Origin of the sequence: Leeuwenhoekiella nanhaiensis (assembly GCF_002744755.1) — a bacterium.
In the GTDB taxonomy this organism is placed as follows: domain Bacteria; phylum Bacteroidota; class Bacteroidia; order Flavobacteriales; family Flavobacteriaceae; genus Leeuwenhoekiella; species Leeuwenhoekiella nanhaiensis.
In genome coordinates this window covers 1-22,945 of record NZ_KZ319287.1, presented here as the reverse complement: position 1 = coordinate 22,945, position 22,945 = coordinate 1, and the positions used below count along the sequence as shown (strand labels likewise).

The window sequence follows — 22,945 nt, the reverse complement described above, 5'->3', positions numbered from 1 at the left end:
ACAACAGGTTTGGTGGGGATTGAGGGCTCAAAAAGATACTCTGAGCAGGTTATTTACGGCCAAAGTCTGCCGGGATTTCACCCCAGGCTTTAGTTTCCCATTTTACGATTACCGTTTTATAGGTATTGTTCTGAAGCCAAAGCTCTGCACGGCGTACCAAATCGTAAACGTCCTTGTTTTTAGAATTTTCGGTGAGCTTGGTATTGCATTTCTTCTTTTTTACCCAGCCTATTGCAATTCGGGAATCGGAATAAATAATACGGTCGCTGTTTTTTTTCTTGAGGTAGGCAAGCCCGTGCACCAGTGCCAAAAACTCACCTATATTGTTAGTGCCCTGCATAAATGGACCCTGATGAAAAAGCTGTTTTCCGGTCTGCGTATCAACCCCTCGGTATTCCATTTTGCCGGGATTGCCTGAGCTGGCCGCGTCTACTGCGATGGAATACAAATTAGGTTCGCCATATTTTTCCTTTTCGGCGGCGGAAAGTACTTTTTTGGATTTCGAACTTCCTTTTACGTCATTATAGTCTTTGTTGTAGGCAGCTTTGGCTTCCGGAAAACTGGAGAACGATTTGTACTGAGCTCCGGCATACCCGTCTATCATAGCCTTGCAATCTTTCCAGGTGGTATAAATACCCGGCTTTTTGCCTTGCCAAACAACGTAAAACTTTTCTTTCTTACCCATTAAAAACTTTTTTTCATTTCCGCACTTCGATTCCTCAGCACAGGCTTCGGCGGAAATCTCTTACTGCAATCGCTTTTATCTGTGTACTTCGATTCTTCAGTACAGGCTTCGACGGAAATCTTCACTATTTATTCAAAAACGTTTCGATCACCTGCGGAAAATGCTCGTATTCCAATTCGTGAATCTTTGCTGCCAGGCTTACCGGAGTCTCTTCCTTTGTGAGTGCTGTTTTAGCCTGAAACAGGATGCTGCCCCTGTCGTATTCTTCGGTGACCTCGTGTATGGTGATACCCGATTCCTTTTCGCCTGCGGCAACAACAGCCTCGTGAACGTGCGAGCCATACATACCTTTACCACCATACGCCGGAAGCAATGCCGGGTGAATGTTGATGATTTTACCGGAAAAAGCTTTTATGATAGATTCAGGCATCAGCCATAAAAAGCCCGCGAGTACAATAAGATCTGGTTTGTTGAGCTTGAGTAAATCTAAAACCTGACTGCTGTCGTAAAAAGCCGTTCGGTTAAAACTAAACGCACTAACCTTTAGTCTGGTGGCGCGCTCCAGCACCTGAGCTTTGGGCTTATTACTAAGTACCAAAACGACTTCTATATCAGTATGATCTTTAAAATATTCGATAATGCGCTGGGCGTTTGTGCCACTTCCGGAGGCAAATAGTACAATTCGTTTCATAAGAAATGTAGTGTTGTAAGGCTGCAAAACAACGGATAATATTTTGTTTAAAAAGCCTCTTTTGGCCTATACTTAAAAACTAAATACTTAAATTAACGACACATTTTAGACTGGTAATGTGGTAAAACGGTAAAGTTTGCTATTTTTGCCTCCTAATTAAAATTTAAAATTAAATATTATGTCAGACATTGCATCAAGAGTAAAAGCCATCATCGTAGATAAATTAGGCGTTGATGAGAACGAGGTTGTAGCTGAAGCAAGCTTCACTAATGACCTGGGAGCAGACTCATTAGATACAGTTGAGCTAATTATGGAGTTTGAAAAAGAATTTGACATTCAGATTCCAGACGACCAGGCAGAAAATATAGCTACTGTAGGTCAAGCTATTTCCTATATAGAAGAAGCAAAGTAAGAAGAAAGCAAATTACCTTATGGAGTTAAAGCGAGTCGTTGTAACAGGTCTAGGTGCGCTTACCCCAATCGGGAACAATATTGAAGAGTATTGGGAAGGATTGAGTACGGGTAAGAGTGGCTGTGCGCCAATCACGTATTTTGATACAGAGAAGTTTAAAACAAAATTCGCTTGTGAGCTCAAAAATTTCGATCCTCTAGAATATTTCGACAGAAAGGAAGCCCGAAAACTGGACCGTTTTGCGCAATACGCATTGGTGTCTTCAGATCAGGCAATAACAGATGCCGGAATAAATCTTGATGAGGTTGATAAATTTAGGATAGGTGTAATCTGGGGAGCCGGCATAGGTGGTCTGGAAACTTTTCAAGACGAGGTGATCAACTTCGCTGAAGGTGACGGCACGCCGCGTTTCAATCCGTTTTTTATACCTAAAATGATTGCAGATATCGCCCCCGGTAATATCTCGATCAAGCACGGTTTTATGGGGCCTAACTATACCACGGTTTCAGCTTGTGCTTCATCAGCCAATGCAATGATTGATGCGCTAAACTACATTCGTTTAGGGCATTGTGATATCATTGTTACCGGCGGTAGTGAGGCGGCAGTTACTAAAGCGGGTATGGGCGGTTTTAATGCGATGCACGCCCTTTCCACCCGTAATGACAGTCCGGAGACTGCATCAAGACCTTTTGATGCAACTCGTGACGGATTTGTCTTAGGTGAAGGTGCAGGAGCTCTTATTCTTGAAGAATATGAGCACGCAAAAGCACGAGGCGCAAAAATTTACGCAGAAGTTGTGGGCGGCGGAATGTCTAGCGACGCGTATCACATGACTGCACCACATCCTGACGGGATAGGTGTAGAGCGTGTAATGCTTAATTGCCTGCGCGATGCTAACGTAAAACCCGAAGAAGTAGATGCGATAAACACGCACGGTACTTCAACTCCTCTGGGAGACGTTGCAGAACTAAAAGCGATTACCAAAGTTTTTGGTGATCACGCAAAAGACATCAATATCAATTCAACCAAGTCAATGACCGGTCATTTACTGGGAGCTGCAGGAGCTATCGAAGCCATCGCCTCTATTTTGGCAATGCAACACAGTCTGGTTCCTCCAACAATTAATCATACTACAGTTGATGAAAATATTGACGGGTCACTTAATTTAACCTTAAACAATGCACAAAAGCGTGAGGTTAATGTGGCGATGAGCAACACTTTTGGTTTTGGAGGTCATAATGCTTGTATCTTATTTAAAAAGTTAAGCGATTAATCACCTATGGGTGCTATTCGCAACATATTTACTTCCCGTTCTGAAAAGGACGGGAATTTTTTTGGGTTAATTCAAAAAATTACCGGATTCAAGCCCAAGAATTTAAAATGTTATGAAGAGGCCTTTACGCATCGGTCTTTAGGGCTTCAGAACAAAAAAGGGCATCCCTTTAATTACGAGCGGCTTGAGTTTTTAGGAGACGCGATGCTTGGTGCCGTTATCGCCGCGCATCTGTTTGATGAGGTAGGTCGAGGGGATGAAGGCTATTTGACTAAAATGCGTTCTAAGGTGGTGAGTAGAGAGCATCTGAATGAGCTGGGCCGCGATCTAGGACTGCTTAATCTGATACGGGCTGCAATTCCAAAAGAGAACTTTGGTGTTAATATACACGGCAATCTTTTTGAAGCACTGGTGGGAGCTATTTATAAAGATCGGGGATATAAATATGCCCGAAAGTTTATCAATACCCGGGTGATTGATCCGTATGTAGATATTGAAAAGCTGGAGGGCCGCGTAATTAGCTATAAAAGCCTTTTGATTGAATGGTGCCAGAAAGAAAAGAAATCATTCAATTTTAATACCTATGAAGATTCTGGCCAGGATGTCATTCGTCATTTTTCAGTAAAACTGAGTATAGATGGCAAGCAGGTGGCTAAAGCACGGGCAACTTCAAAGAAAAAGGCTGAAGAAAAGGCGGCAAAACGGGCGTATTATGTGTTTCAGAACAAAATAGATTTGCAACAATTCAATTAAATCCTTTTATTAAGAAGGTTTACAGTTTGATAAAGCAAAAGCCTTCTTATTGAAACACAGTTGGCTTATCTTTGAAGATACCTATGGGATCCTATAAACTCTTGCTTGACGAGGCTTTTGATTTTGACTTCAATCTGATCGCAATTCACTGTTCTTTAGAACAGTATAGATTGGCCTTTTTGATAAACAAATATGCGGGGTTGCGACTGGCAAGTTCAGACGATGTGAACTTTTATGCCAAAAAATTGAAGTATAGCTTTGGGACGATGAGGTATGAGGATTCTAAAAATTATCTTAATTATACCTTGATCTCAAATCATTTTAAATTAAGATATTCGCAGGTGCTTGCAGAAAGCGGACTTTTTGCAGAATCTGAGCATTCTAAAACCTTCAACCTGGTTCCTGAGGTAAAAAATGCTGATTTCCTGCTGAAGGTAGAAAGTGATGATGATCACACGCCTTGCACAAAACTTTTGGGGCAATTAAACCGAATTCCCCATATTATAACCGCTTACCAAATAGAGGTAAGCGCTTTAAAATCGAAACAGAATTTAATTTTTGAATAATGTCAGACACAAAAAAGACTAAAATTGTTGCCACATTGGGCCCTGCTACGAGTAAACGGGAAGTTTTACACGATATGATAAAAGCAGGGGTAGATGTTTTCCGTATCAACTTTTCTCACGCAGATTACGATGCAGTAAAAGAGCGTATCCAGATGATCAGAAGCCTGAGTGAAGAGTTTGGCTACAACACGGCAATTCTTGCAGACTTACAGGGACCAAAACTTCGGGTTGGTGTGATGAAAGACGAAGTTGTGGTTGAGCCCGGCGATAAGATCATTTTTTCTACAAAAGAAGAGTTTGAAGGCACCAAAGAGCGTGTCTATATGAATTACCAGCATTTTCCAAGAGACGTAAACAAAGGAGAGCGCATCCTGCTTGATGATGGTAAGCTGATTTTTGAGGTTTTAAAAACCGATAATGAAAATGAAGTGGAAACTGTAGTTATTCAGGGAGGTCCGCTTAAGTCGAGAAAAGGGGTAAACCTGCCTAATACCAATATTTCGCTTCCGGCATTGACCGAAAAAGATATTGAAGATGCCATCTTCGCCATCAGCCAAAAAGTAGACTGGATCGCGTTATCTTTCGTAAGACACGAGGGTGATTTGATTCAGCTTCAGGATCTGATCAAAGAACATTCTGAGCATAAAATTCCTATTATTTCTAAAATCGAAAAGCCCGAAGCGGTTAAAAACATTGAGAAAATCGTTGCTTATAGCGATGGTTTGATGGTAGCGCGTGGGGATTTGGGAGTTGAAATTCCAGCGGAAGAAGTACCTCTTATTCAGAAGGAATTGGTGCTTTCAGCTAAAAAAGCCCGAATTCCTGTGATCATCGCCACCCAGATGATGGAAACGATGATAGACAGTCTTACTCCAACCCGTGCAGAGGTAAATGACGTTGCCAACTCGGTAATGGACGGTGCTGACGCGGTGATGTTGAGCGGGGAGACTTCGGTAGGTAAATACCCGGTGCAGGTAATAGAGCGTATGGCTTCGATCTGTAAAAAGGTTGAAGATTCTAAACTCATTAAAGTACCGCATACACCGCCACACATTCGCACACGTCGTTACATAACCAAGGCGATTTGCTATCATGCCGCTCTTATGGCTAATGAAATAGATGCCAAAGCGATCACAACGCTTACTAACTCCGGTTATACTGCATTCCAAATTTCGGCATGGAGACCCAGTTCACACATTCTGGTTTTTACTTCAAACCGGGTTATCTTAAGTCAGTTGAATTTATTGTGGGGTGTAAAAGCGTTCTTCTACGATAAATTTGTTTCGACAGATGAGACTGTGCGTGACATCAACCGTATTGCACGCGATAGTGGTTACTTAAACGTGGGTGATATGGTAATCAGCCTGGCGGCTATGCCTATCAGCGAGAAAGGTATGGTAAATACCTTGAGAGTACGCGAAATACAAGGAACCTAAAAAGGTCATTTAAATACGATCAAGGCCCTTTTGATTCTGTCAAAAGGGCTTTTTTTATGCTCTAGAACTCAAATTTTAGCTGTACCGCGATTTCCGAATCCTTTTTAGCGGGCTGTTTGTGTTCTTCCGTGTTTAAATTGGCCAGCGTAATCCCCAGCAGGCGCACGCTGTTTTCCATTTTTTCCTGAAACAGGAGCTCTTTAGCGGTTTCTAAGATCACATCTTTAGAACGTACAAAATAGGGTAGGGTTTTGCTTCGGGTTTTGAGGGTAAAGTCACTGTACTTGATTTTTAAGGTGATTGTCTTACCCGCCACATCAGATTTTTTCAGCCGTCGCTCAATTTCCTCGGCGATATTGTTTAACCTTTCGAGCATAAAAATTTCAGAGGAAATGTTTTCACTGAAGGTACGCTCGGCACCCAGCGATTTCCGAATGCGATCGGGTTTTACCAGACTGCGGTGAATACCGCGTACGACATTGTAGTAATGGTTTCCGCTCTTACCAAAATGTTGTGTCAGATATTCCTGTGACTTCTGCTTGAGATCAGCTCCGGTAAAAATACCCAGCTGGTACATCTTCTCTGCGGTGACCTTGCCTACCCCGTAAAATTTACGGATATCCAGGTCTTCTAAAAACGAAATCACTTCTTCCGGCGGAATGGTTTTTTGTCCGTTAGGCTTGTTGATATCGCTGGCCACTTTAGCGATAAACTTATTGATTGAAATTCCTGCGGAAGCATTCAGGCCCGTTTTCTCTTTTATTTTTTTACGGATTTCGCGGGCGATCTTCGTGGCGCTGGGATTGCCTTTTTTGTTTTCGGTAACATCCAGATAAGCTTCATCAAGAGAAAGGGGCTCAACCAGATCTGTATATTCATAAAAAATCTCCCGTATTTGCGCGCTTATTTCGCGATAGCGGTCAAAACGGGTTTTTACAAAAATAAGATCAGGACATAGCCTTCGCGCCAGACCTCCCGCCATGGCACTGCGTACGCCAAATTTGCGTGCTTCATAACTGGCTGCACTCACCACGCCACGCTCTGAACCGCCACCTACGGCTACAGGCTTGCCACGTAACTCGGGGTTGTCAAGCTGTTCTACAGAGGCGTAAAACGCGTCCATATCAACGTGTATGATTTTTCGGTCTGCGGGGAATTCTTCCATAGCGCTACAAAAATACGCACAAGTTGAGGTTTGACATGCTTGTTGTATTTTAGACTAAAATATTTAGTTTGGGAAAAACAGCAATCATTTTAGGAATTACCGGAGTAACCGGTAACCTTTTGGCACAATCTATCCTCGCTGACGCCGCTTACGATAAACTCATCAGTTTTCACCGGCGGAAGTCGGGCATTGAGCATCCCAAGCTTGAGGAGCAGGTTATAGATCTCTTTGAGCTTAAAAAGCACCGGGAAATTTTTAAGGCAGATGTAGTTTTTTGCTGCATTGGCACTACCCAATCTAAAACGGAAGATAAAGAGCAGTATAAAGCCATAGATTATGGTATTCCTCTAGCTGCGGCCAGGCTGTGTAAAGAAAACGGAATCACAAAGTTTATCGTGATCTCGGCTTTGGGTGCAGATCCTGATAGCCGGGTGTTTTACAATCAGGTTAAGGGCGAAATGGAGCGCGATATTTTAGCTTTAAATCTTCCCGAAGCCTATTTTCTGGAACCGGCATTGCTTGCTGCAGAACGGGAGGAAAAACGAACCGCGGAGAAACTGGCCATCAAAGCCTTTAAGGTTTTTAATTGGTTTCTGGTAGGACCGCTTAAGAAATACCAAAGCATTAAGCCGGAAGCACTGGTAATCGCAATGAAAAAACTTGCGGTTAGCACCTATCCCGATGCACGAATTGAATCTGATAAAATAAAAGAACTTGCCTATGGCGATGCTTGAAATCGAACGTAAATTTTTGGTGAATAACCCCGGTTTTAAGGCAGAGGCTTTTTCGCAAAGCGAAATCAGGCAGGGCTATCTCAGCAGCAATCCGGCTCGTGCGGTACGCGTGCGTATCACGGGTGACCAGGCCTTTCTGACCATAAAAGGAGCTTCAGATGCCGGCGGGACCACCCGTTTTGAGTGGGAGAAGGAAATTTCAGTTGATGAAGCCCGCGAACTTTTTAAACTGTGTGAACCCGGAAGCATACATAAAACGCGATATTATGTAAAGGCCGGTAAGCATACCTATGAAGTTGATGAGTTTTATGGCGACAATGAGGGCCTCGTGCTGGCTGAAATAGAACTCGAAACTGCAGATCAGCATTTTGATAAACCAGACTGGCTGGGGGAGGAAGTTACCGGCGATAACCGGTATTATAATTCGCAACTGAGTAAAAATCCGTACACATCCTGGTAAAATTAAAGTAAAGTGGCTTTTCAAATGAGGGATGTGAGGGTTTATAAATTATAGGAAAAGCCTGTAACACTTGGCTACAGGCTTTAAAGGCATTGCTTTTAGGGGAAAAAGGCGCCTTGATTTATCACCAGCCTCCGCCCAGCGCGGTATACAGGTCTACGATAGCCTGTAATTGACTGTAGCGGGTATTGATGAGGTCTAAGCTGGAGTTCAACGCATTTTCACGAGCTGTTAATACTTCGAGATAGTTAGCCAGACCATTATCTAATAATTCTTCGGAATAACCGGTAGCAAGTTCATAGGCGTCAAACTCGTTTTGCTTTACTTCCAGTTTTTCGGTAGCGATCTCATAACTGTACAACGCATCTGATACTTCACGGGTTGCATTTAGAAGGGCCTGTCTAAACTGGAGTTTAGCCTGTTCCTGCTGTGCCTGTGCGACTTCGTATTGCGTGCGTATTTGCCTTCCATTAAAAATAGGCTGGGTAAGGCCACCCACAATGGTTGCAAACAGTGAAGTGGTATCAAAAAGTTTAGAGAAATCAAGACTTTGAAAACCTCCCGTCGCATTAAGCGTCAGGGAAGGGTAAAAATTACTTCGGGCGACATTTGTAAGCTCAAAAGCATTAATAAGTCCAAACTCTGCCGCGCGCACATCAGGGCGGTTGCTCAGGAGTTCTGCAGGTACACCGGTTTTAAGCGGGGTATTTATGGTTTGTGCTGCCAGTTCACTTCGGTTGATGGGACCGGGTTCGCGGCCTAACAAGATCGAAAGACTGTTCTCCTGCAGTCGTATTTCTTTTAGAATATCCAGATTAAGGGCTTGCGCCGTGTACAACTGAGCCTCGGTTTGCTTTACGCCTACTTCGGTAACATTACCGGCTTCTTTAAGCGCTTTGGTCGTCTCGAGACTGCTGCTTCGCGTTTCGATGGTGGCCTGAGTCACCCGCAACTGCTCATCCAGAGCCAAAAGCTGAAAGTATGCCGATGCGATGGAAGCGATCAACTGCGTTTTTACCGCTCGATGCGCTTCAACCGATTGTAAGTAGGATGCAGCAAACGCACGTTTATTGCTGCGTATTTTCCCCCAGATATCTGCTTCCCACGAGAGCCCCGCGCTAACCTGATACACATCAAGCGTTGAAAACTGACCCCCAAACTGACTGTTTGAAGACAATTCCTGCCGGGTGTACTGTGCGGTTCCGTTTAATGTTGGAAAATACGCCAGCTTACCCTGTTTGAAATAGGCTTCGGCCGCGTTGATATTTTCAAGAGCCACCCGGATATCGATGTTTTCCTCCAGCCCTTCCGCGATTAAATTTTTCAACATTGGGTCTGAGAATAGCTCGTCCCAGCTGATCAGAGCGACATTGGTGCTGTCTATAGGTAAATTATCAGTTCGGTAATTGAGATCTTCAACAACCGCCTCAGGACGCTCGTATTCTTTGGCTGCAAAACACGATGCCAAAAGCAACGGCACGCCAATTAACATTAGGGCTCTATAAATTGTAAATCGTTTCATAGTTAGTGCGTTTCTTCAGATTTAGGTTCAGGAGCTCCAGAAATTTTTTCCTGCAACCATTGAAAAAGCATGAATAGTACGGGGATTACAAACACCCCGATTAAGGTACCTATCAGCAAACCTCCCACGGCCCCGGTACCAATTGATCGGTTACCGGCTGCACCTACTCCGCTGGCAAAAACCAGAGGCAAGAGACCCATAATAAAGGCAAATGAGGTCATTAAAATAGGTCTGAGTCGGGCTTCTGCACCGTCAATGGCAGCATCTACCAGAGATTCACCGGCTCGCCTGCGCTGCAAGGCAAACTCCACGATCAGAATGGCATTTTTAGCCAGCAGACCTAATAACATTATGAGTGCAATCTGAAAATAGATATTGTTCTGTAAGCCCAATAGCTGAGTGGTGAAATAGGCTCCAAATACCCCAAACGGCAGGGAGAAAATGATGCTTAGTGGCAGCAAATAACTTTCATACTGTGCTGCCAGCAGGAAGTACACAAAGACCAATGAAAGTATAAAAATCACCGTGGTCTGATCTCCTGCATTTACCTCTTCTCGCGTAAGACCGGAATAAGCCGTGCTGTAGTTTGCGGGTAAGGTTTTTGCTACCTCTTCAACAGCGGCAATCGCGTCACCTGAAGAGTAACCGGGATTGGTAGCCGCAGTTACTTTTGTTGAATTGAACAGGTTGAAACGCGTAACCGACTGCGGGCCATAAACCCGGTCCAGATTTACAAACTGCGTAATGGGAGTCATCTCGCCGCTACCGGTGCGCACATACAATTCGCTAAGGTCCTCTTTGTTGGCCCGGTCTCTGGGAAGCGCCTGTATGTATACCCGGTATTGTTTACCAAAACGGGAGAAGTCAGCAGCAAATATTCCACCGATATAACCCTGCAGTGTGCTGAAAATACTGGAAATAGGTACACCCATTTCTTTCGCCAAGGGCACATTCACATCCAGTTTATACTGCGGGTAATTGGTGTTAAACGAAGACTGTGCGTATTGAATTTCAGGGCGCTGCGAAAGCTTGCCTATAAATTCCTGATTCACTTTGTCCAACTCAATAAAACTTCCTCCGGAACGGTCAAGCAGGTTTACTTCAACTCCTGCCGAAGAACCAAAACCGGGAATACTGGGCGGTGCGAAAAATACAATCTGTGCACCCGGAAACTGAGCCGCTACCCCAAACATCTTGGCCGTAATCGCTTCGATAGAAAGCGAGTCTGCCTCGCGATCTTCCCAGTCATCCAGACGTATAAAACCTAAACTTTGGTTACTTCCTGAACCTCCTAGAAAACTACGTCCACTTACTACAGAACCTTGTTGAACCCCGGGAATTTCGGCAATTTTAGCATAAACGGCCTTGTTCACTTCTTCGGTACGGTCTAATGATGAACCGGCTGGCAACTGTATATTCAGGAATACAATGCCACGGTCTTCATCGGGTACAAAACCAGTCTTTACCTGAGAAGAAGACCACCAGATTCCCACAGCGGCAACAACTAAAAGTGCACCAGTTACCCATTTATGACGGTATAAAAAGTTTAGGGATTTACCGTATTTATTAATGGTCGCTTTAAAACCGCGATTGAATGCCGCAAAAAAGCGTTGCAGGTAATTTCCTTTTTTCTTGCCTACTTTTTCTTCGTGGCTTTTCAGAAATAATGCACAAAGTGCAGGACTCAACGTAAGGGCGTTTACGGCCGAAATGATAATCGCCACAATAAGCGTTACCCCAAACTGCTCGTAAAATACTCCGGTAGGTCCGGTCACAAAAGTCACGGGAATAAATACCGCAGCCATAACCAGGGTAATCGATATGATCGCTCCAGAAATTTCGCTCATCGCATTTACAGTAGCGTTGCGCACGTTATTTTCGCCCTCATCAATCTTGGCGTGTACCGCTTCAACCACCACAATCGCGTCATCAACCACGATACCAATAGCCAGAACCAGTGCAAACAGCGTTAATAAATTAACCGAATACCCAAAAAGACTCAGGAAGAAAAAGGTTCCCACAATAGAAACCGGTACTGCAATCGCAGGGATGAGCGTTGATCTAAAATCCTGAAGGAAGATAAATACCACGATAAATACCAGAATGAAAGCTTCAATAAGCGTGTGTACCACTTTTTCTATGGAAGCATTCAGGAAGCTGTTTGTGTTGTAGGGTACAAAAATACTGATACCATCAGGCAGTTCTGAGCGCACCTCGTCCAAGCAGGTTTCAATTTCGTTGATAATATCACGGGCATTAGAGCCTTTAGTCTGGAAAACACCCAGATTTACTGCAGGATTTCCGGAAGTAACCGACCTTCCCGCATAGGATTGCGCACCCAGTTCGATATCGGCAACATCACTAAGTCTCAGGTATTGACCATTGCCCAAGGCTTTGATTACAATATCGCTGTATTGTTCTTCGGTCTTAAAACGCCCGCCGTATTTAATCACATAGCTGAAAGCCTCGCCGTCATTTTCACCAAGTGAACCTGTCGCAGCCTCAAGACTTTGCTCATTAAGCGCCGCAGAAACATCTGAAGGAATCAGGTTATAGGCTGCAAGCTTATCAGGATTTAACCAGATACGCATGGCATAGTCTTTACTTCCCAGCACATTAACAGCACCCACCCCATCTATACGTTGTAGGGAAGGGATAACATTAATCTTAAGGTAGTTTTGAATGAAGGTGTCGTCATAATCAGGATTTTCACTGTAAAACGACATGTACATCAATGCACTGGTTTGTTGCTTTTGAGTCGTTACCCCGGTTTGAATTACCGCCTGAGGCAGCAGGGAATTGGCTCGTGCCACACGGTTTTGTACGTTTACCGCTGCGATATCCGGATCAACTTCCTGATCAAAAAATACTGTTATTTCAGCAGTACCGTTATTGTTTGCAGTTGAGGTAATGTAGGTCATCCCTTCAACCCCGTTGATTTGCTCTTCAATGGGAATGATCACACTTTCGAGTATGGTTTCCGCATTGGCCCCGGGATAGCTGGCACTTACACTAATGGTAGGTGGGGCAATATCAGGATATTGGGTGATGGGCAGCTGGGTAAGTCCCAAAACTCCCAGGATTACTATAATGACCGAGATTACGGTAGAGAGTACCGGTCTGTCTATAAATGTCTTAAGCATGGTGCTTGATTTATCTGAATGATTTTTTGATAGGGGCTGCAATACTGTCAAACGGGGTTTGCTGCGGTTTAATGGTAGTGGTTCCCTTCAGGTTTTGAGTACCTTTGGCTACGATGCGATCTCCTTCTGAGATTCCGGAATCTACGATATAAAGATTTTGAATCTCATCTTTGACTTTGATTTCGGTGGCAGTGGCCTCGTTATTTTCATTTACCTGATAGACATAAATACTACCCTGCCGGTCTATTGTTGATTCAATTGGTACCACAACAACATCAGTGTAGGTTTTTGGTATTTGCAGCGTAGCACTGCTACCGTTGGTAAGCAGGCGCTGCGGATTGTCAAATACTGCTCTGAAGTTTACACTTCCCGTATTTTCATTTACCTGAGAGTTAACAGTCTCAATAGTACCTTCCTGCGGAAATTCTTCTCCATTTGCAAGTGTCAGTGTAACCTTAGGAAGATTCTTGATTTTCTCATCACGTACGCCACCCGTGGCTGCCATGATAAAATCGAGGTATTCCTTTTCATTCATCGCAAAATAGGCATACACCTTGTCAATTTCAGAAACGGTAGTAAGCGGGGTTTGGCTTGATGGACTCACCAACGAACCGGCGCGCAGATTAATCGCACCTACATAACCATCTACCGGACTTTTAATAGTACCGTAGCCTATGTTTGCAGCAATACTGTTATAGGCACTTTGAGCCTGTTTTAGTTTGGCTCTCGCAGTCTCGAGCTGCACTTCGCTGATGATGTTTTTCTCCACCAAAGGTTTCAGTTTATCAACTTCTACCTGAGCGGCATTTACATTCGCTTTTGCAGCTGCAGCATCCTGATTGAGCGACTGAGTTTCCAGGCGGAAGAGCACCTGACCCTTGCGCACTTTTTGACCTTCGTCAACCGCAACATCGGTTATATAGCCCGAAATTTTTGCAAAAACCTGAGCATTAACCACACCCTCTATTCGAGCCGGATAGGATTGAAAACCGGTAAGCGTTTTTACCGGAAGCTCAATCACAGGAAGTGTAGGTGTTTGAGATGCACCCGCCTGTTGATCTGCCTTGCCCTCTCCGCAAGAGCTTAAACCGGTAAGCATTGCCACCAGGAGGGTGACTGTAAGTAAGTGATAGATTTTCTTTTTCATGTTGATTTATTCGTGTTTAAGCTTTTCGGTTACTTTTTCGCGTATTTTTTTGATGGAATTCTGAGCCTGTTCCAGATAATCAATGTAATCGAGATGAAATTCTAAATCGAAAATCTCGTCCTCCCGGTCTGAATGCAGCTCATTGTAGGTCTTTTTATAATCCATCACCTCTTTGTGAAGCTGTTGCTCGCGTTCCCAGGTTTTTAAACGCTCATCAAGGTTGATCAAAAGACTCTTGGGGTTGGTCACAAAGTATTTTTTGCGATCGCCACAAACCGTAAAGTAGGTGATGCGTTCGGCCTGTTGTAAAGAGTTGAGGTGGGTAGAGATGGTGCTTTTACTCGCCTGCAGGCTGGTAACCAAATCATCAAAAGTACATCCCTTTTTACCGCTTAAGATCAATGTGGCAATAATGCGTGCGGCCAGAGGGGGTATTTGATCTTTTTGTTCCACGAAAACACCCAGTCGTTCTACAAGAGCCTCCCGTTGTTTTTCAATCTCTGTTGCCATAATTTAATTCTTGAGTGCAAATTTCTAATTAGTTCGGAAAATACCGAACTAAAGAAACTTAATCCTTTGTTAAATCAAAGACATCGTTGTAGTACCCTTAATCTTCTGAAGCGTAGTCGATCAGGAGTTTTCTGCTCAGGCTGTTTCCGCGGCTGTCGGTAACAGTAAGGGTGTAGGTCCCGGGTTGCAGGGAGAGGCTGAGCTCGTGAAAGGTTTTGGTCTGACCTTTATAAATCTTATCTAAATACCAGTAGACCGTCGTATCAGGATCGCGATGTGCCAGTTTAAAAACGGTTTCCTGTTCAACGCCCTCAAAATCTTTAGGTATCAGGATGGCTTCACCGGCTTTGGGATAGATAAACTCCATAGTTTTTTCGCTTTCGCGGAAACATCCCGGTAAAAAGTCAGGCAGAGATTGATATTCGGGATGCAGGGGGGCATAATAATATTCCCACAGCGGTGGAAGGCTAAACCAGGATTGAGAAATCATTTGACCTAAAGGATAACAATCTGCGGTTACCTGATGGGTTCTTTCTGAATTAAGGAAAATTTGCCGGTGAAAGCTGCATGCTTCGGTACGTATTCCTCTTTTCGGGATCCATTGCAATTGGATTTCGGGACAGTACAAACCGGCTAGCTTTCCGCTTTGCGGGCAAATTTCAGCTTCGACCAGCTCATCAAAAGGCATTTTAAACCAGCCCGAAGCCGGTAAAAGATCAAGCACCTCAAAAAGTACGGGTGCCGCCGCCTGAATGCCTGTTATGCCCGGCCGGCCCTCGCCGTCTGCATTGCCCACCCAGACGCCAATGGCATAACGCGGTGTTACGCCTACCGCCCAGGCATCTTTAAAGCCATAGCTGGTGCCGGTTTTCCAGGCAAGGGGTTGCGCATCGCTAAAAAACTCCCAGTTTTCTGAACCCTCGGGCCGGTTGACTTCGCGTAAACTTTGCAAGGTTTGATAAATAGCCCCGGCATCAAAGAGTTCGGCATGTTTTTGTTTTTCGCCCAAATCATAAGCTGTATTCTTTAAATAAACAGGCTGATTATACGCCTGAGCAGGATATTCACTCGAGGTTGAATTGAAATAATTCAGCGTCGCTGCCATCCCTGCATAGCTGTTGGTGAGTTGCCAGAGACTGCTTTCGGCACCGCCAAGAATAAGGGAAAGTCCGTAATAATCTGCAGGTTTATTAATACTCGTAAAGCCCATTTTATGCAGCTCGTTGTAAAACCGGTTTAGGCCGTGGCTGCGCAACAAGTTAACAGCAGGCACATTGAGTGACCGGGCCAGAGCCTGCGAAGCGGGTACCGCACCCTGATGGGTTTTGTCAAAATTCTGCGGATTATAACCATTGATACTCGTGGGAACATCAGCGACCAGTTCGTTTGGCAGGAGTTCGCCGGCACTCAGCATACCGCTGTACAAAAAAGGCTTGAGTGTACTCCCGGTACTGCGGTTGCTGGTGATGAGGTCCACATAACTGGCGTGTTCGCGGGTTGTAGGCGCATTGCCCACGTAGCCCAAAACTTCGCGGGTTTTTACGTCAAGAACCAAAATGGCCAGATTGTGAATTTGATTTTGACTGAGGCGGTAATGGGTCTCATGGGCAATGCCGTTGAGTCGCTGCTGCAGGCTGTAATCTATCGTAGTTTGACTGTTTTTACCCCGCTGTTCCTGAGCCAGACGCTCGGTAAAATGGGGAGCCAGATCGGGCAGTTCCTGCGGTGCACCGGGTAAGTCTTCAGCGAGCGCCAGGTTGTAGGTGGTCTCGTCAATGATGTCTTCCGTTTTAAGTTTAAGCAGCAAGCGATCGCGCTTTGCTTTAAAAATGCCTTCGTTTCTTCCGGGAAAGACCAGCGCCGGGGCATTAGGCAATACGGCCAAAGCGGCCGCCTGTCCCCAGCTTAACTGCGTTGCCGGAATCCCAAAATACCGCCAGGAAGCACTTTCCAGTCCTACCACGTTTCCGCCAAAAGGCGCGTGTGAAGCATACAGGCTTAAGATTTCGTCTTTAGAATAACCCGCTTCAAGCCGGGTCGCCATAAAGGTTTCCAGAAGTTTCTCCAGATAGGTGCGCTTCGGGTTATTGCGCGAAAGCCGAATCACCTGCTGGGTAAGCGTGCTACCACCCCGGCGGTTTTCTGAAGTCAGGTTAGACCACAAGGCTTTGGTCATCGAAACCGGATTAAAGCCGGGATGCCGGTAAAAATAAGCGTCTTCAAACTGCAGGATCGCCGTTTTAAACCGAAAGGGAACCGAGTCACCCGCCGGAAACCGCCACTGCCCGTCATCGGCAATACGTGCGCCCAGCAAATGGCCTTCTTTGCTGGTAACTACCGTGGCGGTAGGATTTTTAAAAAGCGGTTTAGGCAGGCAGAAATACCAAAGCAGCAAAACGATAGCAATGCCTGTAACTACAAGGTGTTTGCGTTTTAGCTGCATAAAGTTTTGATTTTAACTGCGCTTTCAATTACTGAAAAACCGTAATCCAACTCCCTTTGTTTCGGGCGAAGTAGTCGTTATCATACATCGCTTCGGCCTGTGTACCCGGTAAGTAATATTGTCCTAAAAACGAAGCATTGAGGTCAATTTCAAAAGTGCGGGATTCTTTTGATTTCAGATCGAAGTAAAAATACACCCGGTCATCGCGTATGTCGGTATAACGGGCTTTACCGCATGCTCCGCCGCCCAGTGCAGTAAAACTGGTGTTTACAATCTCCCAGCCGCCTGGAATTAGTTGTGACAGGGCGATATGATCTACAGGGTTAAGCGAGGTGTTGGTGACCGTAACCCGTGCTTTAAAGCCGGTTCCCTGACGTATGCGGTCTACAGTTAACACCTTGCCTGCCTGATCTGTAAAGCTGGTTTTTACGCTAAGGTTGCGTTGCTCTGCAAGCTCTTCACCCACCGGCAGTTTACCTTGTTGCACCAGACTTACATAAACCCGGTTTTGCTTAAGGTTTTTAAGATTGAGCTTTTGCTCTTGTTCCGAAACGGGCAGGTCTGTGGTAACAAAGCTCTTTTCGGTATTTATTTTTTGATTTCCGGCCTGTACAGCGATGCTTTTTCCGCCGTTTGCGATAAGCATTTTACTCAAACTCAGTAGGGAGAAAGCGGTTGTCTGGGTGCTGTACCAGCTTCCGGAAGAAAGGTCTTTTGCTATAGACTCGGCCAGTTGCTGTTCGCGTTTATCGTCCAGTAAAATCATTGTTTCCAAAGCCATCGCCTTGTTGCGCAGCATAGAACCATACGAATAACGCAGTTCGCGGCGATCGTTAAATTCGAGACTTGATTTTACCGCCAGTTGCGTTGCTACCTGTTTTTTACCGGCCAGGGCGTAGGCTGCTGCCAGGCGCCAGCGCGAACTGTTTGTGAGTTCGCCCGACTCGCGCAGGCGGTTCATCGCCGCCAGTTCGGGTTGCCCGGCAAGAGCCAAAGTATACAGGCGATAGGCCTGCGTAAGGCTGCTGTTGTAAGACGTGGCACCGTTACGCCATTGGCGGGCCGCGTTTTTCTGATAACTGAGCCAGTTTGATAAAAAGGTAACGGGTAGTGTGTAGCCCTGTTTTTGAGCTTCGAGCATAAAATGGCCCGCGTATGAGGTTGCCCAGGCATCGGCTTCCCGTTCTCCCGGCCAGTAACTCACACCACCTTCCGGTCTTTGCAGCATACCCAGACGATCTATGGTCGCCTTGATGTTTTTCTGGGTTTCCTTTTGCTGCGAAGCGTTCAGGTCAAAAATGGAACTGAGGTAGAGCTGCGGAAAGCCGCTTGAGGTGGTTTGCTCTGCGCAGCCATACGGATAACCGATGAGGTATTGTAAACGTTTGGTAAAATCAATTTGTGGCAGCGTCGAAAACTCTAAAACCGCTTTATTAGTCCCGGGAACTCCAAAATTGGCGTAAGTCAGGTCTAAAGTCTCGCCCGGTTCTAAGGTGTAATGTTTGCTGCGTTGCGAGATGGGATTTGGGTTTTCCACGTCAATTTCTACCGAGTAGCTGGCGCGCTCGCCTCCACCGGTAGCGGTAATCTCAAACTTCTGAATGGCATCGGTACGCTTGACATCAAAGTCAAAATTTACCAATTGTTCTCCGGTTGTCGCAAAGCGGATGGATTTCGTACTTCCGTTTTTGGGCGAAAGGGCTTCAGAGGTTTTGATGCTTACGGTAACCTCACGCACTTTTTTATCCATTGCAAACACGGTCACCGGAAGCGTAAGTTGCTCACCCGGAGCCAGTTTTCGCGGAAGCGAAGCCAAAACCATAAGCGGTTTGCGTACGGGTGTGGTCGCCTCGGTAGTGCCATAAGCTCCGGTTTTGGTGTTTCCGGCAATTACCATGGTGCGTACAGACCCCACATAATTAGGCATCTGGAGCTGATGACTGGCTGTTTTTCCGGCTTCCAGATAAAAGGGACCCAAAAACTTAACCACCGGTTTAAAACGATCAGCCTTTCGGTTTTTTGCTCCCGCAGCCATATCACCACCACCTATGGCAAAAATATTATCAACACTACCCGAGAACGCGCCAATCACATCATCATAGATATCAAAGGTCTTTACACCCAGTGCCTGGCGTGCGTAAAAAGCATTATGAATTTTTGGGGTTTCGTAGCGCGTCAGATCAAGCAGTCCCTCATCAACAACCGCAAGGGTATAAGTCATCGCCTTACCGCCGGCTTCGCTTATTTTAACACTAAAATTTTGCTCCGGCTTAAGCTCAGCGGGCATTTGTATTTTGGGCTGAAGTACAGTCGAAGGATCTTCTACCAGCAACGGGATTATCCCGTAAAGGCGCAAGGGTCTGTCATTCAATGTTTGCGCGTGGGGTTGCAACAAACTGATGTGTACATAGACATTAGGCGCCATGGCTTTGGTTACCGGAATGCGTACCACCGTTTCTTCAGCCTGCGTGTCTACCCACTTTTTAGAAAGGACCTGTGTGCCGTTTTCGATACTCAGCAGGGCTTTTCCGGCTTTTTGAGATGGAAACTTCACGACTGCTTCATCACCTACCTGATAAGTTTCTTTATCGGAAGAAAAAACCAGCATTTTTGCGCTGTCTCCGTTACCTGCCGGAAGATTGCTCCAGTTGTGGAAAAAGTAGGTGGTAAGACCGGTTGCGTGACCTGAATTCTTGTCGATTACCCGCAGCAGATAGCGGCCGCTTTCGGCTTCAGGAACGGTAATTTTGGCTATAGCTTTGCCCGAAGCATCAGTCGTTACATCAAAATTTTGCGCCGGCTTATAAACCGAAGTATTCTCGTAACGCGAAAGATTGTCTGAAGAGCGGCTAAACCACCAGCGCCATTCAATCTTAAAGAGCTGTACCTGCAATACCCGCCCGGGAGCGGGTTTACCGGCTTCGGTGACACTGGCAAGATCAAAAGTGACCGGTTCATCCGTAAAATAGGAGTCGTATTCGCGGGTTTCCGGCGCACGAATTCCTGCAAAATGGGTGTACGGAGCCAGTTTTTTTGAAAACACATCTACCGAAAAATCTCCGCCACCTTCATAGACTTTGGTCAGGAATGTAGCTTGCAGCATCCCCGGCGCTTTGTTGCTAAGCTCCAGTTTTTTGCTAAAATCGAGGCTGCCTTCGGCATTGAGGTCTTTTTGTTCAAGAATGGGTATTTCAACTTCATTAAAACTGCGTACCGGGTCTGTAAAGGTGTACTTTTTAAATGCTTTAAAATCTGCTGAGGTACTGCTCAAGGTTGCGGTCAGATCGGCTTTCAGGTTGCGGGCGGGAGCACCGTGCAGCCATGAGGCATTGAGTTTTCCGCTTACCGGTTCTGTGGCAGACAGGTATTCCTCTTCAAAGTCAAGTTTGATTTTAAGCCGGTTGGGCTTTACGGTCGCAACCCGTAATCTTTTGGTAAACTTAACCCCGCCCACGGTAATGGTAGCAGTCCAGTTACCCGTGGGGTCTGTGTCATTAGTGGCAATAGGAAAGTAGTAAAACCCGTGATTTCGGTCACCGGGCATTCCTTTATCAGATAAGGACGAACTGATCACATTGCGCAAAACGAGTTTGCCCCGGGCATCAGTTACTTCAAGTTTTACCGGGTGTTCTGCCGGCAGCGGGTTTGCCAGATCGTTGAGTACAAAAGTGAGGTGAATGCTGTCGCCGGGTCTGTGCACCCCACGTTCCGTATAAATATAGCCCTGAAGGCCTTTCTCTAAACGGGTTCCGCTGATGTCAAAATTACTTAGGGAAAGCGCATTACCATCCTGAAGATTAGCGTAGGCATAATTGGTGCGTTGCTGCGCAATGGCAAAAGCAACCGGCTTCTCACTGGTGTAGCTGGCGAGTCCGTCAAGATCAGTCTTCAGGCTTTTTATAAGCTGCTGCTGATAGTTGTAAAGGCGTATTTCGACCCCCATTTCAGGCTGGGCGGTGATGAGATTAGATGTAGCAAAATCATAGCTACCGTTCTCGCTTTCTTTTACAATAAGTCCCAGATCAGATCCCAGTACGTTGGTTTTCGCAAAGCGGTCTTCGTTATAATACGCGGGGTGACAGGGATTGTCTTCCTCTTCCCAATTGTAAACACGGTTGCGCCAGTAGTAGCGCTGGTTGTCCCAATATTGCATCTCGCGCACATCTGCATCGTCTTGGGTGTCATAATATTCTTCGTACGCTTCTTCGAGGTAGGCTTCTTTTTTGGTTTGGGCATCGCCCGAAGCAGCATCAGAGCAGGGATACAGGCTATAGCCGGGTTCAAAACTGAATTCTACGCGGTACAATGCGCCGGGGTCTGCCTTAAAGAATTCGGAAAGATCGAGGGCATAGGCACGCCACAGACCGTTTTGTGCAATGCTGTTGTCTATGAGCGGAATGGTCTTTTTTGCAATACGGCGGCCCACACGGTTGAGATCGTAGCTGTCTGTGCTGTTTAGAGAGGCCGACTGTAAATATTGAAGCATATTGTTTTGATAGACCTTTATCACACGTACGTCAACGGCAGAAAGGTTGACCGCTTCGAAGTATAAAGGGGTTTTCATAGAGCCGGGCAGAATGCTTCCGCTAGAGATGAGGCGCACCTGCGGCTTAAGCTGTTCGAATGAAATTTGCTGGATTGCATCTTCTTTTAAAACGGAGCCGTAAGCATTTCGTATTCCTTTATTTAAGGTAAGCTGAACACTACCCGTAAGTGCGCGTCCCGGGTAAACGGTAAGTACGTTGCCCTGAACCTCGTACCTTAGGTTTTGAAGGCTGTCTAATTGAACCAGGCCCTCAAAATTTTGTTCCATCTCAAGCGGATCTGAAAAGTTTACACTCACCGAAGTTTCCGGAGTAAGAGCTGTGGTCACATCTACAACCGTAAAACGCGATTGCGCGGGAATGTTTAAGGTACTCTGTCCCTGATTTTTGCTTTTTATGGCTTTGCCGTCCCAGCTGATGCGTATTTGTGAATTCTCCTTTTTCCGGTGAATACTGTCTATGGTAAAATTGAAGAACGAAGCTTTTGCGGTATCTACGGGCCAGTCAATAGGAAGCGTCTTGCCTTCCTGGCTTGCTTCTATCAATTTTTTAACCGCGTCTATGGTAGAAAGGTCAGCCGTTTCGATTGAGCCGTTAAGGTACTGCCACTCTTTGCTGTACGACTGTAAATTGCCAAAATTGATTTTAAAGTTGGGCGTAATGGTTTTAAAACTGAAGGTATAGCTGTGAAACTCAGGGGCGAGGTCTTCAAAGAAGCGGCTCAGCTTGAGTGTTACGGTGTATTCGGTATCGGGAAGGAGGGGTTCTTCCGGAATAAAAATCAGAGAGGTTCCGTTTTGAAGACGTAATTCGCCTTCAGTCTTTGGGTAAACAACCAGGTATTCTGATGGGATGTTTTGATTGCTGTCAAACTGAGTCGCCGGTTTTGCGAGTTCAATTTTTATAGGTGCTGCAACAGACACGCGCCCAAAAGTGTTAAAGGCGATATGCTCCTTGAATTTAAAAATATTGTCGTCGTCTTTTTGATTCTGATGACAACTGGTGAGGAGTAAGCCTGTAAAAAGAACAAGGAGTTTGATAAGGCGGTTCATAGAAAGCGTATATAAGAATAGACAGCGGGCGTTTTTTAACTCGAAATACGTAAAGGTAAAATACGTTTTTTAGACCGCATAGAGGTTTCTGAAATGTGCTTTAGAAAAGTGATTGAGTTTAAACCTGCTGATATCAAAAGCATTAGGTGATCAATCTAAACTAATTCATCGCTTCAATTTCTTACATCGTATCAAAAACATCGATAAAAGACGTTTTTATACATAAAACGATCGATAAAGTGCACAAAACCTCAATTAAACGATTTAGTGCTAAAAAATCAAATAACGACAAAAGACACTTTAAATAGCTGAAAAGTGTTAAATTTTTGGATAATTACTGTTAAATTTTGGCTGATAATCGATGAAATACACAAAATGACTGTTGAAAGGTTGTAGGAACAAAAAATCC

General features: G+C 45.2%; 16 protein-coding genes. 7 read left to right on the top strand and 9 right to left on the bottom strand.

The genetic code is table 11. From position 1 onward, the window contains the following. Nucleotides 1-49: 49 nt before the first annotated feature. On the bottom strand, nucleotides 50-685 hold the full coding sequence (locus CJ305_RS00080) for a ribonuclease H1 domain-containing protein (protein ID WP_099644207.1): 636 nt from the start codon (nucleotides 683-685) through the stop codon (nucleotides 50-52). Nucleotides 686-809: 124 nt separating this feature from the next. Beyond that, on the bottom strand, nucleotides 810-1,376 hold the full coding sequence (purN, locus tag CJ305_RS00075) for a phosphoribosylglycinamide formyltransferase (protein WP_099644864.1): 567 nt from the start codon (nucleotides 1,374-1,376) through the stop codon (nucleotides 810-812). Nucleotides 1,377-1,554: 178 nt separating this feature from the next. Between purN and CJ305_RS00070 the strand changes: the two genes are divergently transcribed. The 5 genes from CJ305_RS00070 (at nucleotide 1,555) to pyk (ending at nucleotide 5,816) form a co-directional block, all read left to right on the top strand. Continuing rightward, nucleotides 1,555-1,788, top strand: coding sequence for an acyl carrier protein (locus tag CJ305_RS00070; RefSeq protein WP_009778413.1), 234 nt, complete (start codon nucleotides 1,555-1,557; stop codon nucleotides 1,786-1,788). 19 nt (nucleotides 1,789-1,807) lie between these two features. Next, nucleotides 1,808-3,061: a beta-ketoacyl-ACP synthase II gene (gene fabF, locus CJ305_RS00065; protein WP_099644206.1), complete on the top strand. Its 1,254-nt coding sequence runs from the start codon at nucleotides 1,808-1,810 to the stop codon at nucleotides 3,059-3,061. Nucleotides 3,062-3,067: 6 nt separating this feature from the next. After that, on the top strand, nucleotides 3,068-3,814 hold the full coding sequence (gene rnc / locus CJ305_RS00060) for a ribonuclease III (protein ID WP_099644205.1): 747 nt from the start codon (nucleotides 3,068-3,070) through the stop codon (nucleotides 3,812-3,814). An 83-nt stretch (nucleotides 3,815-3,897) separates the two neighbouring features. Continuing rightward, on the top strand, nucleotides 3,898-4,380 hold the full coding sequence (locus tag CJ305_RS00055) for an IPExxxVDY family protein (protein ID WP_099644204.1): 483 nt from the start codon (nucleotides 3,898-3,900) through the stop codon (nucleotides 4,378-4,380). Further along, nucleotides 4,380-5,816: a pyruvate kinase gene (gene pyk, locus CJ305_RS00050; protein ID WP_099644203.1), complete on the top strand. Its 1,437-nt coding sequence runs from the start codon at nucleotides 4,380-4,382 to the stop codon at nucleotides 5,814-5,816. Before CJ305_RS00055 ends, pyk begins: the two co-directional genes overlap by 1 nt. Nucleotides 5,817-5,877: 61 nt before the next feature. Here the strand turns inward: pyk and dinB are convergent, their stop codons facing one another. After that, complete coding sequence (gene dinB, locus CJ305_RS00045) at nucleotides 5,878-6,981, bottom strand: DNA polymerase IV (protein ID WP_099644202.1); 1,104 nt, start codon at nucleotides 6,979-6,981, stop codon at nucleotides 5,878-5,880. A gap of 68 nt (nucleotides 6,982-7,049) precedes the next feature. On the opposite strand from dinB, the gene CJ305_RS00040 reads away from it, so the two are divergent. After that, complete coding sequence (locus CJ305_RS00040) at nucleotides 7,050-7,715, top strand: NAD(P)H-binding protein (RefSeq protein ID WP_099644201.1); 666 nt, start codon at nucleotides 7,050-7,052, stop codon at nucleotides 7,713-7,715. Next, nucleotides 7,708-8,175, top strand: a complete 468-nt coding sequence (locus CJ305_RS00035) for a CYTH domain-containing protein (RefSeq protein ID WP_189319375.1) — start codon at nucleotides 7,708-7,710, stop codon at nucleotides 8,173-8,175. The genes CJ305_RS00040 and CJ305_RS00035 overlap by 8 nt, the downstream gene beginning before the upstream one ends. A 124-nt stretch (nucleotides 8,176-8,299) precedes the next feature. On the opposite strand, the gene CJ305_RS00030 is transcribed toward CJ305_RS00035, so the two are convergent. From CJ305_RS00030 to CJ305_RS00005, 6 genes are all read right to left on the bottom strand, one after another. Next, entirely contained in the window at nucleotides 8,300-9,697 is a 1,398-nt protein-coding gene (locus tag CJ305_RS00030) for an efflux transporter outer membrane subunit (protein WP_099644199.1), read from the bottom strand. 2 nt (nucleotides 9,698-9,699) lie between these two features. After that, a complete protein-coding gene (locus tag CJ305_RS00025; RefSeq protein WP_099644198.1) occupies nucleotides 9,700-12,840 on the bottom strand; it encodes an efflux RND transporter permease subunit in 3,141 nt (1,046 codons plus the stop codon). Between the two features lie 10 nt (nucleotides 12,841-12,850). After that, nucleotides 12,851-13,987, bottom strand: coding sequence for an efflux RND transporter periplasmic adaptor subunit (locus CJ305_RS00020; protein ID WP_099644197.1), 1,137 nt, complete (start codon nucleotides 13,985-13,987; stop codon nucleotides 12,851-12,853). A gap of 6 nt (nucleotides 13,988-13,993) precedes the next feature. Then, nucleotides 13,994-14,497 carry a GbsR/MarR family transcriptional regulator gene (locus CJ305_RS00015; RefSeq protein WP_099644196.1) on the bottom strand — a complete coding sequence of 168 codons (504 nt, stop codon included), beginning with the start codon at nucleotides 14,495-14,497 and terminating at the stop codon, nucleotides 13,994-13,996. A gap of 97 nt (nucleotides 14,498-14,594) precedes the next feature. Continuing rightward, nucleotides 14,595-16,940 (bottom strand): penicillin-binding protein 1C, encoded by a 2,346-nt coding sequence (gene pbpC, locus CJ305_RS00010; RefSeq protein ID WP_099644195.1) that lies wholly within the window; start codon nucleotides 16,938-16,940, stop codon nucleotides 14,595-14,597. 28 nt (nucleotides 16,941-16,968) lie between these two features. Further along, nucleotides 16,969-22,536, bottom strand: a complete 5,568-nt coding sequence (locus CJ305_RS00005; RefSeq protein ID WP_099644194.1) for an alpha-2-macroglobulin family protein — start codon at nucleotides 22,534-22,536, stop codon at nucleotides 16,969-16,971. Nucleotides 22,537-22,945: the final 409 nt, after the last annotated feature.

Coding starts and splice junctions, on each gene's coding strand:
- CJ305_RS00005 (WP_099644194.1), bottom strand. CDS start 22,536: ATGAACCGCCTTATCAAACTCCTTGTTCTTTTTACAGGCTTACTCCTC.
- rnc (WP_099644205.1), top strand. CDS start 3,068: ATGGGTGCTATTCGCAACATATTTACTTCCCGTTCTGAAAAGGACGGG.
- CJ305_RS00020 (WP_099644197.1), bottom strand. CDS start 13,987: ATGAAAAAGAAAATCTATCACTTACTTACAGTCACCCTCCTGGTGGCA.
- pyk (WP_099644203.1), top strand. CDS start 4,380: ATGTCAGACACAAAAAAGACTAAAATTGTTGCCACATTGGGCCCTGCT.
- dinB (WP_099644202.1), bottom strand. CDS start 6,981: ATGGAAGAATTCCCCGCAGACCGAAAAATCATACACGTTGATATGGAC.
- CJ305_RS00080 (WP_099644207.1), bottom strand. CDS start 685: ATGGGTAAGAAAGAAAAGTTTTACGTTGTTTGGCAAGGCAAAAAGCCG.
- CJ305_RS00030 (WP_099644199.1), bottom strand. CDS start 9,697: ATGAAACGATTTACAATTTATAGAGCCCTAATGTTAATTGGCGTGCCG.
- CJ305_RS00055 (WP_099644204.1), top strand. CDS start 3,898: ATGGGATCCTATAAACTCTTGCTTGACGAGGCTTTTGATTTTGACTTC.
- CJ305_RS00070 (WP_009778413.1), top strand. CDS start 1,555: ATGTCAGACATTGCATCAAGAGTAAAAGCCATCATCGTAGATAAATTA.
- CJ305_RS00025 (WP_099644198.1), bottom strand. CDS start 12,840: ATGCTTAAGACATTTATAGACAGACCGGTACTCTCTACCGTAATCTCG.
- CJ305_RS00015 (WP_099644196.1), bottom strand. CDS start 14,497: ATGGCAACAGAGATTGAAAAACAACGGGAGGCTCTTGTAGAACGACTG.
- pbpC (WP_099644195.1), bottom strand. CDS start 16,940: ATGCAGCTAAAACGCAAACACCTTGTAGTTACAGGCATTGCTATCGTT.
- purN (WP_099644864.1), bottom strand. CDS start 1,376: ATGAAACGAATTGTACTATTTGCCTCCGGAAGTGGCACAAACGCCCAG.
- fabF (WP_099644206.1), top strand. CDS start 1,808: ATGGAGTTAAAGCGAGTCGTTGTAACAGGTCTAGGTGCGCTTACCCCA.
- CJ305_RS00035 (WP_189319375.1), top strand. CDS start 7,708: ATGCTTGAAATCGAACGTAAATTTTTGGTGAATAACCCCGGTTTTAAG.